The organism is Actinoalloteichus caeruleus DSM 43889, assembly GCF_000429185.2.
In the GTDB taxonomy this organism is placed as follows: domain Bacteria; phylum Actinomycetota; class Actinomycetes; order Mycobacteriales; family Pseudonocardiaceae; genus Actinoalloteichus_B; species Actinoalloteichus_B caeruleus.
Genome location: NZ_AUBJ02000001.1, coordinates 4,939,695 through 4,954,646, shown reverse-complemented (window position 1 = coordinate 4,954,646; position 14,952 = coordinate 4,939,695). Strand labels below are relative to the sequence as shown.

The 14,952-nt window shown below is 72.8% G+C and carries 16 protein-coding genes; 6 read left to right on the top strand and 10 right to left on the bottom strand.

Features of this window, described 5'->3' with window-relative positions; all coding sequences use genetic code 11:
• Positions 1–9: 9 nt before the first annotated feature.
• Both rsrA and G443_RS20085 read right to left on the bottom strand, forming a co-directional pair.
• Positions 10–351, bottom strand: a complete 342-nt coding sequence (gene rsrA, locus G443_RS20090) for a mycothiol system anti-sigma-R factor (RefSeq protein WP_026419282.1) — start codon at positions 349–351, stop codon at positions 10–12.
• Positions 348–1,010 carry a sigma-70 family RNA polymerase sigma factor gene (locus G443_RS20085; RefSeq protein ID WP_026419283.1) on the bottom strand — a complete coding sequence of 221 codons (663 nt, stop codon included), beginning with the start codon at positions 1,008–1,010 and terminating at the stop codon, positions 348–350. Before G443_RS20085 ends, rsrA begins: the two co-directional genes overlap by 4 nt.
• Before the next feature lie 220 nt (positions 1,011–1,230).
• Here G443_RS20085 and ybaK point away from each other — a divergent pair, with 220 nt between their 5' ends.
• Positions 1,231–1,707: a Cys-tRNA(Pro) deacylase gene (gene ybaK / locus G443_RS20080; RefSeq protein WP_026419284.1), complete on the top strand. Its 477-nt coding sequence runs from the start codon at positions 1,231–1,233 to the stop codon at positions 1,705–1,707.
• A 36-nt stretch (positions 1,708–1,743) separates the two neighbouring features.
• Here ybaK and G443_RS20075 read toward each other — a convergent pair whose 3' ends face one another.
• The 3 genes from G443_RS20075 to G443_RS20065 all read right to left on the bottom strand — a co-directional run bounded on the left by G443_RS20075 (position 1,744) and on the right by G443_RS20065 (position 4,005).
• Entirely contained in the window at positions 1,744–2,364 is a 621-nt protein-coding gene (locus tag G443_RS20075; RefSeq protein WP_026419285.1) for an alpha/beta hydrolase family protein, read from the bottom strand.
• Between the two features lie 14 nt (positions 2,365–2,378).
• Complete coding sequence (locus G443_RS20070) at positions 2,379–3,149, bottom strand: SOS response-associated peptidase (protein ID WP_026419286.1); 771 nt, start codon at positions 3,147–3,149, stop codon at positions 2,379–2,381.
• Positions 3,150–3,228: 79 nt separating this feature from the next.
• Entirely contained in the window at positions 3,229–4,005 is a 777-nt protein-coding gene (locus G443_RS20065; RefSeq protein WP_026419287.1) for an SOS response-associated peptidase, read from the bottom strand.
• Between the two features lie 320 nt (positions 4,006–4,325).
• Here G443_RS20065 and aroA point away from each other — a divergent pair, with 320 nt between their 5' ends.
• The 3 genes from aroA (at position 4,326) to G443_RS20050 (ending at position 7,697) form a co-directional block, all read left to right on the top strand.
• Positions 4,326–5,633 carry a 3-phosphoshikimate 1-carboxyvinyltransferase gene (gene aroA / locus G443_RS20060; protein ID WP_030227669.1) on the top strand — a complete coding sequence of 436 codons (1,308 nt, stop codon included), beginning with the start codon at positions 4,326–4,328 and terminating at the stop codon, positions 5,631–5,633.
• Positions 5,630–6,643 carry a ribosome small subunit-dependent GTPase A gene (rsgA, locus tag G443_RS20055; protein WP_026419288.1) on the top strand — a complete coding sequence of 338 codons (1,014 nt, stop codon included), beginning with the start codon at positions 5,630–5,632 and terminating at the stop codon, positions 6,641–6,643. Before aroA ends, rsgA begins: the two co-directional genes overlap by 4 nt.
• A 175-nt stretch (positions 6,644–6,818) precedes the next feature.
• Complete coding sequence (locus G443_RS20050; protein ID WP_026419289.1) at positions 6,819–7,697, top strand: SCO4651 family lipoprotein; 879 nt, start codon at positions 6,819–6,821, stop codon at positions 7,695–7,697.
• A 145-nt stretch (positions 7,698–7,842) separates the two neighbouring features.
• Here the strand turns inward: G443_RS20050 and G443_RS20045 are convergent, their stop codons facing one another.
• From G443_RS20045 to G443_RS20030, 4 genes are all read right to left on the bottom strand, one after another.
• Positions 7,843–8,622 (bottom strand): hypothetical protein, encoded by a 780-nt coding sequence (locus tag G443_RS20045; protein ID WP_155886186.1) that lies wholly within the window; start codon positions 8,620–8,622, stop codon positions 7,843–7,845.
• Positions 8,623–8,745: 123 nt separating this feature from the next.
• Entirely contained in the window at positions 8,746–10,374 is a 1,629-nt protein-coding gene (pruA, locus tag G443_RS20040; protein WP_026419291.1) for an L-glutamate gamma-semialdehyde dehydrogenase, read from the bottom strand.
• 317 nt (positions 10,375–10,691) lie between these two features.
• Positions 10,692–11,201, bottom strand: a complete 510-nt coding sequence (locus G443_RS20035) for a DUF6912 family protein (RefSeq protein WP_026419292.1) — start codon at positions 11,199–11,201, stop codon at positions 10,692–10,694.
• Entirely contained in the window at positions 11,198–12,670 is a 1,473-nt protein-coding gene (locus G443_RS20030) for a WS/DGAT/MGAT family O-acyltransferase (RefSeq protein WP_026419293.1), read from the bottom strand. Before G443_RS20030 ends, G443_RS20035 begins: the two co-directional genes overlap by 4 nt.
• Before the next feature lie 167 nt (positions 12,671–12,837).
• On the opposite strand from G443_RS20030, the gene G443_RS20025 reads away from it, so the two are divergent.
• On the top strand, positions 12,838–13,608 hold the full coding sequence (locus tag G443_RS20025; protein ID WP_026419294.1) for a TrmH family RNA methyltransferase: 771 nt from the start codon (positions 12,838–12,840) through the stop codon (positions 13,606–13,608).
• Between the two features lie 43 nt (positions 13,609–13,651).
• Here G443_RS20025 and G443_RS20020 read toward each other — a convergent pair whose 3' ends face one another.
• Positions 13,652–14,035, bottom strand: coding sequence for an HAD-IA family hydrolase (locus tag G443_RS20020; RefSeq protein ID WP_035292533.1), 384 nt, complete (start codon positions 14,033–14,035; stop codon positions 13,652–13,654).
• Between the two features lie 280 nt (positions 14,036–14,315).
• On the opposite strand from G443_RS20020, the gene G443_RS25600 reads away from it, so the two are divergent.
• On the top strand, positions 14,316–14,948 hold the full coding sequence (locus tag G443_RS25600; protein ID WP_155886187.1) for an Rv3235 family protein: 633 nt from the start codon (positions 14,316–14,318) through the stop codon (positions 14,946–14,948).
• The last annotated feature ends 4 nt before the right edge of the window (positions 14,949–14,952 follow it).

Below are 14,952 nucleotides of genomic sequence, written 5' to 3'. Positions count from 1 at the left end.
CCGGGCCGGTCAGGCCTCCTCGTCCACCCGCTGGTTGGTGAGGGTGACCTCCACGGTTCGGGCCCCGCCCGCCGCGGGCTCCACCGTCACCTCCGCCTGTGCGAGCACCGTCTCCCTGATGGAGGCGCGCAGCCGCTCCTTGAAGTCGGCCGAGGCCTGCTCATTACCGCACTTGCGGGCCAACAGCTCCTTCAGGTGTTCCTCGATCCCGAAGTGCTCGAGGCAACGCCCGCACTCGTCCAGGTGCCGTTGCAGCACCTCCCGGCGCTTCTCGTCGCACTCGTGGTCGAGGTACAGCCACAGCTCACCCAGGACCTCGTGACACGGGGTCGTCGCGTCGCCACAACTCACGAGCCAGTCACCTCCCGCTGCCCCGAACGGAGAAATCCACGGTCCCTCGCCACGTCCGTGAGCAGCTCGCGCAGCTGTGCCCGGCCTCGGTGGAGTCGGGACATCACTGTTCCGATCGGTGTTCCCATGATCTCCGCGATCTCCTTGTAGGAGAAGCCCTCGACATCCGCGAGGTAGACGGCCATCCGGAAGTCCTCGGCGAGCTCCTGCAACGCCGCCTTGACCGCGGTGTCCGGCAACCGGTCCAGCGCCTCCACCTCGGCGGAGCGCAGCCCCTGCGAGGTGTGGCTCTCGGCCTGGGCCAGCTGCCAGTCCGCGATCTCGTCGGTCGGCTGTTGCTGGGGCTGCCGCTGCTTCTTGCGGTAGCCGTTGATGTAGGTGTTGGTCAGGATGCGGTACAACCACGCCTTCAGGTTCGTGCCGGAGGCGAACGACTCGAAGGCGGCGTAGGCCTTGAGGAAGGTCTCCTGGACGAGGTCCTCGGCGTCGGCGGCGTTCCTGGTCATCCGCAGGGCCGCGCCGTAGAGCTGGTCGAGCAGCGGCATGGCGTCCCGTTCGAACCGCGCCGCCCGTTCGGCGGCGCTCTCCGCCGGCTGGTCCCCACCCTGCGAGGACGTGCCCTCACCAGCGGGGCGTCCGGCTTCGGACCTTCCGGTCACCGGCCTCCTTCCCCGCCGCGCGGACAGCCCGGCGGTCACCCTCGACGTGGGCCGACCACGCTGGCCGGCGACCGCCGCCAACCCTACGTCGTCGTGCCCGCTTTCGCGCGTTACGACATCTGTGACCACGTCGCGCACAACGCGTCCCACGCCGCTCGCATTCCCGGGGTGCCCGCGGTCACCCGGTCCTCCCTTCGGCCGGCCCGCCTATCCTTCCGGCATGGCGGGACACGGGACACCGGCGACCACGCTGGTGAGCAGGCGGGGCGTGCCGCACACCCTCCACGGCTACGACCACGACCCCAGGCACGAGTCCTACGGCCTGGAAGCGGCCGAGGCCTTGGGGGTCGCGCCCGAGCGGGTGTTCAAGACGTTGGTGGCGGACTCGGCGGGGACCCTGCTGGTGGGGGTCATCCCGGTGACCAGGCAGCTGGACCTCAAGGCGCTCGCGGCCGCCGTGGGGGTGAAGAGGGCACGGCTGGCCGAGGTGGTCGACGCCGAGCGGGCCACCGGGTACGTCGCCGGTGGCATCTCGCCGCTCGGGCAGCGCAAGCGCCTTCCGCTGGTGCTGGACGCCTCCGCCGAACGGTTCGAGACCATCTTCTGCAGCGGTGGCCGCCGCGGCCTGGAGATCGAACTCGCCCCGGCGGACCTGGTGAGGCTGACCAACGGCACCGTCGCCGCGCTCTGCGCCTGACGGGCACCCGTCCCCGTGCCGGGGGCGCGGGCGAGCTCAGGCGGTCGAGTCCGAGAGGTCGAGGGGGCGGAGCACCCGGTCGAGCCACTCGTGGACCGCCCGGTACACCAGGTCCTGCTCCCCGCGCAACGAATGGTTGCCCGCCACCAGGACCACCTGCCGGTGCGGAGCCGGTTCGGGACGGCCGAAGGGGTCACTCGCGCCCTGGACCACCAGCACCGGGACGTCGACCCCGTCCAGTTCCGCCAGCCGGTGCTTCTCCGGCTTCCCGGGGGGATGCACCGGGAAGGCCAGGCACAACACCGCCTCCGCGCCCCCCGCACCCGCCGTGCGGCAGGCCACGCGCGCCCCCGACGAGCGCCCACCGAACAACAGCGGCAGCTCCGGGAAGCGGTCGCTCGCCAGCGCGGAGGCGACGGCCAGCCAGGCGGCGTCCAGCTGCCGGGCCGGAGCGGGCGCCCGACGACCGGCCACCCGGTAGGGCTGTTCGACCGCCGCCACGTGCACCCCCGCGTCCACCGCCGCTCGCGTGGCCGTGACCAGGTCAGGGCTGTCGGTACCGCCCCCCGCACCGTGGCCGAGCAGCAGGACGCCCCGGTCCTGGGCCGCGCCGTGCACCTCGACCCGGGCGGTGCCGACCGGCGTCTCCACCTCCATGGCCGGCACGGAGGTCAGGCCTCGAACAGGGTAGGAGCCGGCGACGGTGGCTCGCGGTCCTCCAGCTCGACCGGATCCACCAGGTGCGGACCGTTGTTGCGCATGCTGTTGACCTCCTTGGACACCGGGTACATCGTCAACTCGTCCAGCGGAACGACGGCCGGGTCGTCGAGCAGGTGACGGACTTCCTCCGCCCCGGGGTCGAGCCATTCCTCCCAGTGCTCCCGACCGAGCACCAGGGGCATCCGGTGGTGCACCCGGGCGAACTCGCCCTGGGCCTCAGTGGTCACCACCGCGCAGCTCACCACCGGTGCGGTGTTCTCCTTGGGCTGGTCCTTGGGCCACCAGGTGGAGAAGACCGCCGCCATCGCCAGTGGGCGCCCGTCCCGCCGAACGCTGAGGAACGGCTGCTTCCCGGACTCGTTGGGCTGCCACTCGTACCACCCGGTGGCGGGGACGAGGCACCGGCGGCGGCGCACCGCCTGCCGGTAGGCGGGTTTCTCGGTGATGGTCTCCGCACGGGCGTTGATCATGGGCGGTCCGCTGGTCAGATCCGGTGCCCACGGGGGGACGAGCCCCCAGCGCACGGCCCGCACCGAACGCACCGGCGCGGGCCTGCGGTCCTCGGAGTCCGCCCCGGCGGGGAACCGCTCGACGATGATCGGGATGAGGCGGGTGGGCGTCACGTTGTGATCCGGTCCCACGGCTCCCTCCGCACCGTCCACCGCGTCGAACTCGGCGGCCAGTCGCGCCGGATCCAGGCTGATCGCGTACCTACCGCACATCGGCGATTCGTCTCCCCGCGTCGCTGTCCCGGCGACGGGAGGGGCCGCGCCGCCCCGGTGTCGCCGGTGGGTCCGGGGATCATCCTTGCCGAAGGAGTGCCGAGGTGTCCAAGTCGGGGGTCACGCTGGTCCAGTCGAAGCGCCTGGTGAGCCGGGGGCCGTGGTGTTGGGCTCGGTTGACCTCGCGGGACACCGGCCGCACCTCGATGGCGGTCAGCTCCGCCGCCGGCGGGGGGACCATCAGGTCGGAGACGGTGTCCACGTCAGCGGTCGTGTCCAGCCACCGATCCCAGGCCGAGGGTGGCAGCAGCAGGGGCATCCGCTCGCCGATGGCGGCGAGGGGTCCGACCGCGGGTGTGGTCAGCACCGCGCAGGTGTCCAGTCGGCGGGTGGATCCCGGCTCCGGATCGCTCCACGAGGACCAGATGCCCGCGATCGCCAGCGCCGACCCGTCATAACGCGTGGAGTAGAAGGGGTACTTCCGGCCCGGCCCCCGTACCCACTCGTACCAGCCATCGGCCGGGAGCAGGCAGCGGCGGGCGGCGGCGGCGTCGCGGAACGCCGGCTTGTCCGCCACCGTCTCGACACGCGCGGCGAACATCCTGGAACCGATGGCCGGGTCCTTCGCCCAGCGTGGCACCAGCCCCCACGTCATCACCCGGACGATGCGTCCCGCCCGGTGGCCCCCCACCGACCGATTCCACTCGTTCGGGTGATCTCCGGTGATGACTAACACCGGGTGGGTCGGTTGGATGTTGTAGTCGGGACCGGGCGCGTCGCCCCCGGTGACGTCCACCGCGTCGAACTCCCGCGCCAACTGGGCCGGCTTCCGCGTCGAGGCATACCTTCCGCACACGCTGTTCCCCTTTCGTCGTTCCCACCACGGGTCGGAACGACGTCGAAGCACCCCCTCCGCGTCCAACGGTACGCAGGGCTCTCGTGCTCGCAGGGCCAATGACCAGGGTCAATGGCGGTTCGTGTCGCAACTTCATGGCACTGCGTGACGGAGGCTTCCCTGAACGAGTGAAGGCGGGTGCCTCCACCTCCAGGTCAGCTCACCCCCTTCCGGTGACGTCCCCTCCCCTGCCCGGGCACCGGTCCGGCGGAACTCCGCCCGGCGAGGCCTCACCGGTGCCGGTCGAGGTCGGGGAAGGGGTGGTGCGGGATTATCGGGTCATGGCAGAACTGTGGCCCGCGCCGAGCGCGGCAGGACCCGTCGGTGCGACCGTCTCGGTTCCCGGCTCGAAGTCGTTGACCAACCGCGCACTGCTGCTGGCCGCCCTCGCGGAGGGGGTCTCGGTGCTGCGGAACCCGCTGCGGAGCCGGGACACCACCCTGATGGCGGACGCGTTGCGGTCGCTGGGCATCGGTGTGCGCGACCTCGACGACGGGGACTGGGAGGTCACCGGGGGTCCGCTGCGGGGAGGCGCGCGCATCGACTGCGGCCTCGCGGGGACGGTGATGCGCTTCGTCCCCGCTGCCGCGGTCCTCGCCGACGGTCCCGTCCACTTCGACGGCGACCCGGGGGCCCGGGTCCGCCCGATGACGACCGTGCTGACGGCGCTGCGCGACCTCGGCGCCGAGGTGGCGGGCGACCGGTTGCCCTTCACCCTGAACGCCACCGGTCACCTGCCGGGCGGTGAGGTCACCATCGACGCCTCCGCCTCCTCCCAGTTCGTCTCGGGACTGCTCCTCGCCGGTGCCCGCTACGACCGCGGGGTCACGATCCGCCACGCGGGCCCCCCGGTGCCGTCGATGCCCCACGTCGTGATGACCGTGGCCGCGCTGCGCGAGGCTGGCGTGACCGTGGACGACGGGACGCCGGACGTGTGGCGGGTGGAGCCCGGTCCGATCGGGGCGCGGACGTGGGAGATCGAACCCGACCTCTCCAACGCCACCCCGTTCCTCGCCGCCGGCGCGGTCACCGGTGGCCGCGTGACCGTCGCCCACTGGCCGTCCGCGACCCACCAGCCGGGTGACGTGTTCCGGGGGCTGTTGGCCGAGATGGGCGCCGAGGTCGTCCTGGACGACCGGGGAGTCACGGTGACCGGACCGGACCGCCTCGTCGGCATCGACGCCGACCTGCACGAGGTCGGGGAACTGACCCCGACCGTCGCGGCCGTGGCGGCCCTGGCGGACACCCCTTCCCGGATCCGGGGAGTCGCGCACCTCCGAGGCCACGAGACCGACCGGCTCGCCGCGCTGGTGAGCGAGATCAACGGGCTCGGGGGGCGCGCCAGGGAGACCGAGGACGGGTTGGTGATCGAACCGGCGCCCCTGCACGGCGGGCGGTGGCGCTCCTACGCCGACCACCGCATGGCCACCGCGGGCGCCGTGATCGGCCTCCGGGTGCCCGGGGTCTCCGTGGAGGACATCGGCACGACGAGCAAGACGATCCCCGACTTCCCCGGCATGTGGGCGGCCATGCTCGGCGGGGGAGCCGGCGTCTCCGACGCCGAGCGGACGGAGGGTGTGGTCGGGTGAGCCGCCGCAGCTGGCGGGAGCTCGACGAGTCCGACGTCCGGGTACGTCCGAACCGGCGCGGGTCGCGGCCGCGCAGCAAGCGGCGGCCCGACCACGCCGACGCGGTGGCGGCGCTGGTCGTCGGTGTGGACCGGGGCCGGTGGACCTGCGCGCTGGACGCTGATCCGGACCAGCTCGTCACGGCGATGCGCGCCAGGGAACTGGGACGCACGCCGGTGGTGGTGGGGGACCGCGTCAGCCTGGTCGGCGACACCAGCGGAGCCGCCGACACGCTGGCCAGGATCGTCCGGGTCTCCGACCGGGAAAGCGTGCTGCGGCGGACCGCGGACGACACCGATCCCTACGAACGGGTCGTGGTGGCCAACGCGCACCAGCTCGTCATCGTCACCGCCCTCGCCGACCCACCGCCCCGGCTCGGGTTCATCGACCGTTGCCTCGTCGCCGCCTACGCGGGCGGGCTCGAACCGGTGCTGTGCCTGACCAAGTCGGACCTTGCCTCCCCGGACTCCATCCTGTCCGGCTACGAGGGCCTCGACCTGCCCGTCGTGGTCACCCGCCACGACACCGAGCCGGCGGAGCTGCGGTCGAGGCTGGCCGGCCGGGTCTCCGCCCTGGTGGGGCACTCCGGGGTGGGGAAGTCGACACTGGTGAACCACCTGGTGCCCAGCGCCCGCCGGGCGACGGGCGAGGTCAGCTCGGTGGGGAAGGGGCGGCACACCTCGACCTCGGCGGTGGCGCTGCCGCTCGAAGGCGGCGGCTGGGTCGTCGACACCCCCGGGATCAGGTCCTTCGGTCTCGCCCACATCAGCGCGGACGACGTCGTCTCGGCGTTCCCCGGCCTGGCCGAGGCGGCGGAGGAGTGCCCCCCGCACTGCGGCCACCTCGGCGCCCCCGAGGACCCCGGCTGCCACCTCGACCGGCACGTCGAGGAGGGGGACGGCTCCCAGGGCAGGCTCGACTCACTCCGCCGATTGCTGCTCTCCCGCGCTGGCCAGGACACGGAAGGGTGAGTTGCGGCCGACGCACGTACTCCGCGTGATGAAACATGTTTGGATCTTCACCCAAGTGGGAAAACCACCAACGTAATCGTGTGACGGTGGGAACCCGTTGCCCTCGCGGTACGTCCATCTCGGAAGACTCGGGCGACGAAGAGCACTCGGGTGGAGTGAGAGGAAGAGATTCTCAGTGCGCAAGACGACGATCGCCGCCTTCGCCGTCGCCCTGGCCGGGGTGGCCGCAGGTTGCGGGAACGCGGAGGACACCGCGGAGGACACCACTCCCGGCTCGTCCCAGGAGGCGGAGGGCGGCGACGCCGAGGGCTCCGGTGAGCACGGCGACGCCGGGGAACTCATGACCCGGATGAACGAGGCCATGATGGCCGAGGGAACCGTCACCCTCTCCTACGAGGGCGAGGCCGCCGGCGCGAGCATCAGCGGCGAGGGGGTCATGGAGTACCAGGACGGCGGAGCCGTCGACAGCTCCACGAGCATGGACGTCCCCGACTCCCCCAGCCCCGTGCGGTCCGTGCAGGTGGGCCAGATCATGTACCTCAACCTGGGGCAGGAGTTCGAGCCCGGCAAGAGCTGGTTGAAGATCGACCCGAACGAGGAGGCCGCGGGCGCCGGGGCGATGTTCCAGATGCTCGGCCAGCAGGCGGCGGCCTCGGGCAACCCGATGGCGATGTTGCAGGAGGCCGAGGACGCCCTTTCCATCGTGGACAGCGCGGAGGAGGAGGTCAACGGCCAGCAGGCCACCCGCTACACCGTCAGCCTCGACGTGGCCAGGGCCGGCGAGCTCGTGCAGGACGAGATGCAGGCGCAGGCCATGCAGATGCTCGCGCAGCAGGGTGTCGACACCATCGAGCAGCAGATCTGGCTGAACGACGCCGACCTGCCGGTCCAGGTCGTCCTCGACCAGGAGATCCCCGGCGCCGAGGACCAGGCGACCACCACGATCGTCACCTACTCGGGCTGGGGCGAGCCGGTGGACATCACCGTCCCGGCCGAGGAGGAGACGGTGAGCGCGAACGACCTGGAGGTGCCCTCCGGCGCCCCGACCGGCTGACGCCGGAACCGGGAGACCGCGTCTCGCGCCCCGGGACGGCGGTTCCGCCGCCGCGACCACATGCCGAACGCCCGGCCGGATCATCCGGCCGGGCGTTCGACCGTTCCCACCCGCTCCCGATCCCGCCTCGGGCCTCGGGCGGCCCTCACCCTCGTCGAGCCTCCGCCACCTCGCTCGCCGGCGGTGGCTCGAGGGCCACCCGCTCCTCCCCCCACCGGGAGAAGACCGCCTCGGTCACGTGCTCGGCGCCGTCAGCCGTGACGGCGCGGACCTCGGCTCTGGTCGGCAGGCCCTCGACGTCCACCCAGAGGTCGACGACGACGCGGGGCACCCCGTGATCGGTCAGCGCCCGGTAGTGGGCGCGGTCCGCCTCGTCGCGCGCGGCCGCCACCGCCGAGGCCGGGTCGACCTCCACCGTGTACCGCAGCACGGGGTCGTCGCCGTCCTCCGCCACCACCGCCACGAGGTCACCACCGGGTGGCAGCACACCGACGGGCGAGACCGCGCGCCGCACCAGCTCGGCGGTGGTCGCCAGGCCCTCGTACTGCCCGCCAGGGCCGAGCGCCAGCCAGGGTGGGCGGTGCGGATCCCTGGCGATCTCCGCCGTCTCGACGAACACCCCGTCCCCGACGGCGAGGAACCGGTCCTGGCTGCTTCCTGTCTCGGTACCCCCCAGGACGAAGCAGTCGACCCCGGGTTCCCGATCCGCGTAGACCACCAGGCAGTCGCCGCTCAGCGGCGGCACATCCGCGCTGCGGCCGACCGTGACGCCCACCCGCGCGCTGCCGGCCTCCTCGACGGCGGCCACCGTCGCTTCGACGAGCTCCGACAGCGAGTGGTGTCGACCCGGTTCGGACCGGCCGGCGCACGCGGCGACCGCCAGGACGAGCAGGGCTGGTCCGACCACCCGGGCGATCCGGCTCACGGCGTCCTCCAGGGTCCTCACCAGCGCTGGGGCCGGCCACCAACGATCCCGCTGGCCGTCCCAGGCTAGGTCTCCACCCGGGGGGACGCCCCCTCCCGTCACTCGACGGTGGGGCGGACGGGCTCAGCCCATGTGCGGGTACCGGTGGTCGGTGGGAGGCACGAAGGTCTCCTTGACCGAGCGCGGGCTGGTCCACCTGACCAGGTTGAAGACGGAACCCGCCTTGTCGTTCGTCCCCGAGGACCGGGACCCGCCGAAGGGCTGCTGGCTGACCACCGAACCGGTGGGCTTGTCGTTGACGTAGAAGTTGCCGGCGGTGAACCGCAGTCGCCGGTGCGCCTGCTCCACCGCCGAGCGGTCGGTGGCGAAGACGGCGCCCGTGAGGGCGTAGGGGCTGGCCTCGTCGACGAGGTCCAGCACGCGCGAGTAGTCACCGTCCTCGTAGACGTGGACCGCGAGGATCGGGCCGAAGTACTCGGTGGCGAACACCTCGTGCCCCGGGTCGGTCCCGACCAGGACCGTGGGCTCGACGAAGTAGCCGACCGAGTCGTCGGTCCCACCTCCCACGAGGACGTCGACCGAGGGATCGTCGGCCACCCGGTCGAACAGCGCCCGGTGCTTGGCGAACGCGCGGGCGTCGATCACCGCCCCACCGAAGTTCGAGAAGTCGCTGATGTCGCCGTAGCGGATCGTCCTCGTCACGTCCGCCAGCTCCTCCCGGAGACCCGACTCCCACAACGACCGGGGCAGGTAGGCGCGGGACACCGCGGAACACTTCTGCCCCTGGTACTCGAACGCACCCCGGACGAGGGCCGTCACCAGGGCGGCTGGGTCAGCGGAGGAGTGCGCGACCACGAAGTCCTTGCCGCCGGTCTCGCCGACGATGCGCGGGTACGCGCGGTAGGTGTCCAGGTGCTCGCCGATCGTCCGCCAGAGCATGCGGAACGTACCGGTCGATCCGGTGAAGTGCAGGCCCCCGAGACCCGGGTCGGTGAGCGCGACCTCGCTGACCGCCTCCCCGCGCCCCGTCACCAGGTTGATCACGCCCGGGGGCAGGCCGGCCGCCTCCAACACCCGCATCGTGAAGTGCGCGGCGAGCTGCTGGGTGGGCGTGGGCTTCCAGACCACCGTGTTACCCATCAGGGCGGGCGCCGTCGGCAGGTTGCCCGCGATCGCGGTGAAGTTGAACGGCGTGATCGCCGTCACGAACCCGTCCAGGGGACGGTACTCGAGCCGGTTCCACACCCCGGGTGTCGACCTCGGTTGTTCGGCCAGGATGCGTCGGCCGTAGTGCGCGTTGAACCGGAGGAAGTCGATCAACTCGCAGGCCGCGTCGATCTCGGCCTGCTGGACCGACTTGGACTGCCCGAGCATCGTCGCGCCGTTGATGGTGTCCCGCCAGGGGCCGGCCAGCAGGTCCGCCGCACGCAGGAACACCGCGGCACGCTCGTCGTAGGAGGTCTCCGCCCAGGCGCCCGACGCGTCCTTGGCCGCGCGGACCGCCTCCGCCACGTCCTCCCGGGTCGCCTCGGCGCTCACCCCCAGGACCTGGGAGTGGTCGTGCGGCCGCACCACGTCGAAGGACTTCCCCCCAGCCAGGCGCTGGACCCCGCCGATGGTCTGCGTGAGCTCGTGGCGGGTGCCGCCCAGCTCAGCCAGTCTCCGCCGCAGGCTCTCCCGCTCCTCGGTGCCGGGAGCGTAGCTGCGGACCGGCTCGTTGTAGGGGGTTGGTGGTGACGTCACGGCGTCCATCGGGTGACTCGCCTCCTCGCCTGGTGGCGCACCGGCTGCTGGGGCGCGGGCGCTGTCCCGGCCGCCGGCCGGTTCTGCTCGATCCCTGCCTCCATGGTGGCACGGAGACCGCCTCGTGACCGTCGGTCCGGCGACGGCACGTCGGGGTGCGGAGGACGTCAGCGGAGCGACCGACGGCTCCGTGAACGACGTGGTGAACCCGGCGCGGCATGCCGGGAGCCGCCCCTCGACGGCGCCAGGAGGCGGGGGCGGGTGACGGACGGAGGACGCGCGCGGGACGCCGGCGCCCCTGGCGGCGGCGGGTGAACCGCCCTGCCTCAGGGCTCCATCAGCTCCAGCAGGAAGGGCAGCTCCTGCGGGGCGTACCAGGCGAGTTCGTGGTCCTCCGCCTCGCCGATCTGGAACTCCGCGTCGTCGTCACCCAGGTCGGCGGCGTCGACCACCTCGGCGGCGGTGCGCACCGCGTCCTCGGCGGCGGGGTCGTCGAGGTGCACGGCGGCCACCTCGGCGGAGGTCACCGGCCCGGCCAGTCGGACGACCGCGGCGTCCAGGTCCGGCCGCAGCCGGACGTCCTCGACGTCAGCCGCCACCACCCCGCGACGAGCCGGGGTCTTCTGGTCCTCGGCCCACTCCGCCGCGAGCAACCGCAGCGAGGCGCGGGCCGCCTCCAGCATCGCGGCGTACTCGAGTTCGTCCGTGGAACCCGAGGCGTAGGACTCCCGGAGCATCGGGGTCAGAGCGAACGCCGTCCCGCTGATCGCCCGCAGCTCACCGGTGTCGACCAGGCTCCGCAACATCGTCACCGTGACCGGAACGTAGACCCTCACGCAGCACCCACCGTCCCGACCAGTTCCTCGACCGACTCGTTGATCATCCCAGCCAGCACATCCACGTCGAACATGGCGTCCCGGTCGCCGTTGAGACCGTAGTAGACACCGCCATCGTAGGACGTCACTCCCACCGACAGCGCCTGGTTCTTCGCGAGCGGCACCACGGGGAACATCTCCCGCATTCTCGCCCCTCCCGCGTACAGCGGCACCTGGGGCCCCGGGACGTTCGTCACCATGACGTTGAACAGGCGTTGGGAGAAGGAGTTCGCCGCCCGGGCCCCGAGCGCGTGCAGCGTCGGCGGGGCGAACCCCGACAACCGGACCAGCGCGTTCGCCGCGACCGACTGCCCCGACTCCTGGTGGGCCCGCATCTCGTGGCTGACCTGGTGCAGCCGCACGAGCGGGCTGCTCTCACCGACGGGCAGGTTCACCAGGTAGGCGGACACCTGTCCCGCCCCCGGGTCCTGGTGCCACGCCCCCTCGGTCACCCGCCCGGACGCCTCCGCTGCCACCGTCCGAACCGAGAGCGGCACCATCGCCCGCACCGTCGTCGACGCGGAGACCGCCTCCCCCCTCGACAGCAACCAGTTGCGGAGCGCGCCGGCCACCACGGCGAGCACCACGTCGTTGACGGTGCCACCGTGCCGCTGCCGCACGCTGCGGTAGTCGGTCAACGAGGTGCGCGCGACGGCGTACCGGCGCTGGCTGGAGATCGCGACGTTGAGCGGGCCCGCCGGCGGGGGACGCACCGCCGTCCGCAACGCGGAGGCGACGCCGGTGACCGCGCCCACCAGCTTCCGCGCGGTGGCGGCGAGGTCGAGCGCGGCCAGGCGGGCGTTCTCCACCGCCTCACCCGGCTGGCGGACCGCCTCCCACGCCGCGTCGAGGACGAGCTGGGAACCCGAGGGTTGCGGCTCCGGCATCCACAGCTCCGGGTCCTGCTGGGGAGGACGACGGCTCGACCGGAGGAGGACCTGGCCGATGTCCACCCCGGCGACCCCGTCGACGACCGCGTTGTGCGTCTTGGTGATGACCGCGACCCGGTTGCGGCTCAGCCCCTCCACCAGGTAGATCTCCCACAGCGGGCGGGAGTGGTCCAGCGGCCGGGACATCAGCCTCGCCACGAGCTCGTTCAGCTGCTCCTCACTGCCGGGTCTGGGCAGGGCGGACCGCCGGACGTGGTACCCGATGTCGAAGTCCGGGTCGTCGACCCACACCGGCCTGGCCAACCTGCCGGGGACCGCCACCACCTTCTGCCGGTACCGGGGCACCAACGCGAGCCGCTGCTCGATCAGGGAGACCAACCAGTCGTACTCGGCCGAGGGCGTCGCCGCCTCCCCCGCCCCGGCGGAGCGGGATGACCGGCGCGGCAGCTGGAGCAGCAGCACCGTGCCCACGTGCATCGGAGTGGTGGCGTCGTCCAGGTACAGGAAGGACGCGTCCAGGGCCGAGAGACGATCGGGCATGCCTCGATCCTGGCACAGCGGCCGGTGGCGCGATGGTCCCTCCGGGTCTCCGGCCCGCCGCCGGACGAGCCGCCCGGGTGGCCCCGTCCGCCCTGGCGATCGGCCGGGACGCGGCTCCCGGTGGGCCTGCTCCTCCCCCGGTGCCGGGGGCTTGCGATGCTGACGCCATGCAGACCCCCATCTCCCCGAAGGACCGCTTCGTCACGGTGTACGGCCGCAAGCCGGTGCTGGAGGCGTTGGCGGACCCCGAGCTCACCGTGGACAAGGTCGTGCTGGCGACCAACGCGAGCGGCGACTCCGCCGGTGAGATCCTGCGGGCGGCCAAGCGTCGTGGGGTGACCGTGCAGCGCGCCACCGCGCAACGGGTGAAGGTGCTCGCCGGGAACGGCCGCCACGACCAGGGGGTTCTCGCGGACGTCGTCGCGCGCCGGATGCGTCCGCTGTCCCTGGCGCTCTCGGAGGGCCCGGCGCCGAGGACGGTGCTGGTGTTGGACGGCATCACCACACCGGCCAACGTCGGCATGATCCTGCGCACCGCGACCGCGGCGGGCGTGGAGGGCATCGTGATGCCCCGGCGGGGCGTGGCGGCGATCGACCCGATGGTGGTGAAGGCATCGGCTGGCGTCGCGTTCCACGCCCCGGTGCTCCGGTGCGCCACCGCGGCCGGTGCCGTCGAGGAGCTGGCGGCCGAGGGCTACCAGGTCGTGGGCATGCAGGCGAGCGCCCACCGGTCCCTGTTCGACCTGACCCTCCCCGACGAGCGGGTGGCCTTCGTGCTCGGTGGCGAGACGGAGGGGATCTCGGTCGACGTGCACCGCCAGGTGACCAGGTGGACCCGCATCCCGCTCGGCGGCGGCGTCGAGTCGCTCAACGTGGCGAGCGCCGCGGCGGTGCTCTGCTTCGAGCTGGTGCGCCGGGGCCTGACCCACGACGGGTGACGGACGCCGAGGGCGAGGCGAGCGCCGGGGAGTTCGGGACGGCTCACCGTTCCGGGAACAGCGCGTCCAGTTCCTCGAGGGTGGCGGCCACGGTGTCGTGCCGCACCCCGACCATGCCGACGGCGACGGCACCACGCACGTTGCGGGGGAGGTCGTCGACGAAGACGCACCGGGAGGGGGCGAGACCGAGTCGAGCGGCGGTCAGGCGGTACACGCGCGGGTCCGGCTTCCCCATCCCGACCTCGCCGGACACCACCACGGCGTCGAAGTCGGCACGCCAGCCGGCATCGGGCGGGTACCCCTGGGCGTTGGACAGCACGGCCGTCCGCACGCCTCGGCGGCGCAACAGCCGCACCGCGCCCAGCAGCGGGGGCTCCTCGGACGCCGGAAACCCGCCGAGGTCGGTCAACACCCCGCCGACATCCATGACCAGGCCGACCAACGAATCCGACGACACGCGGCCCAGGGTAGTGCGCCAAGGTGGGACGACCGCCGTCCGTCGTCCGGGTTGGCCGTGCCCGAGGTCAGGTGGGTGGCCAGCGCCCGCGTCCGGCGCTCGGTACGGGGAGAACGCCCCCACCGTCGCGTCCGCACGTCGCACGGTGGACCGGGACCACTTGATCAGGTGAAAATCCCGGCCGGGTGACCGCAGGCGTGGTGCTCGGGGATCAGCCAGGTGTCCCGTGTCCCGGAACCTGGGAGATCCCGTGGAACGTTCGTTCGCCGCCGGCACGTCACTGCTGGTCCCGCCGAGCCCGGGCCTCGTCCGCGACGAGGCTGAGCGGCTGCTGGCCGATGTCCTGCCCGCCCTGCGCCTCCGCCCGCTGCCGGAGTTCGAACCGCCGCTGCGCCCGCTTCCGCCACCGCCCCAGCAAGGCACCCCGGTTGACGAACCGGCGTGGCACCGGAGCGGCCTGGCGGCACTGGCCGCCCAGGGACCGGTGGTCCTGCCCGGTGGTACCCGCGCCGGGGAACGGCTCGCGTACCGGGTGGCGCGGCCCGCCCTGACCGTCATCGTCGAGGTGTTCGCCCGCCGCAGGCCGGCGAGCCAGCTGCGGGCGGTGCTGGCCCCAGCCCTGGTCCGCGAGCTCCGCCCCGGCGGTCCCGGAGCGCCACCGGCGGCCCCCTACCGGCTGTGCTCGCTGCGCGCCCAGACCGTCCTCGACGCGCGGGGCGAGTGGTCCGGGGTGGAGGCCAGCGGTCTGGTGGCCCTGGGTGATCGCCGGCAGGCACTGGTCGCCCGCTTCGTCAGGGTGGGGCGGACATGGCGGTGCGCCGTGTTCGACCTCGTCGGTCGGACACGGCGCACCGGTCACGTCGTGGACGGGGGCCGGCGGTGACGCC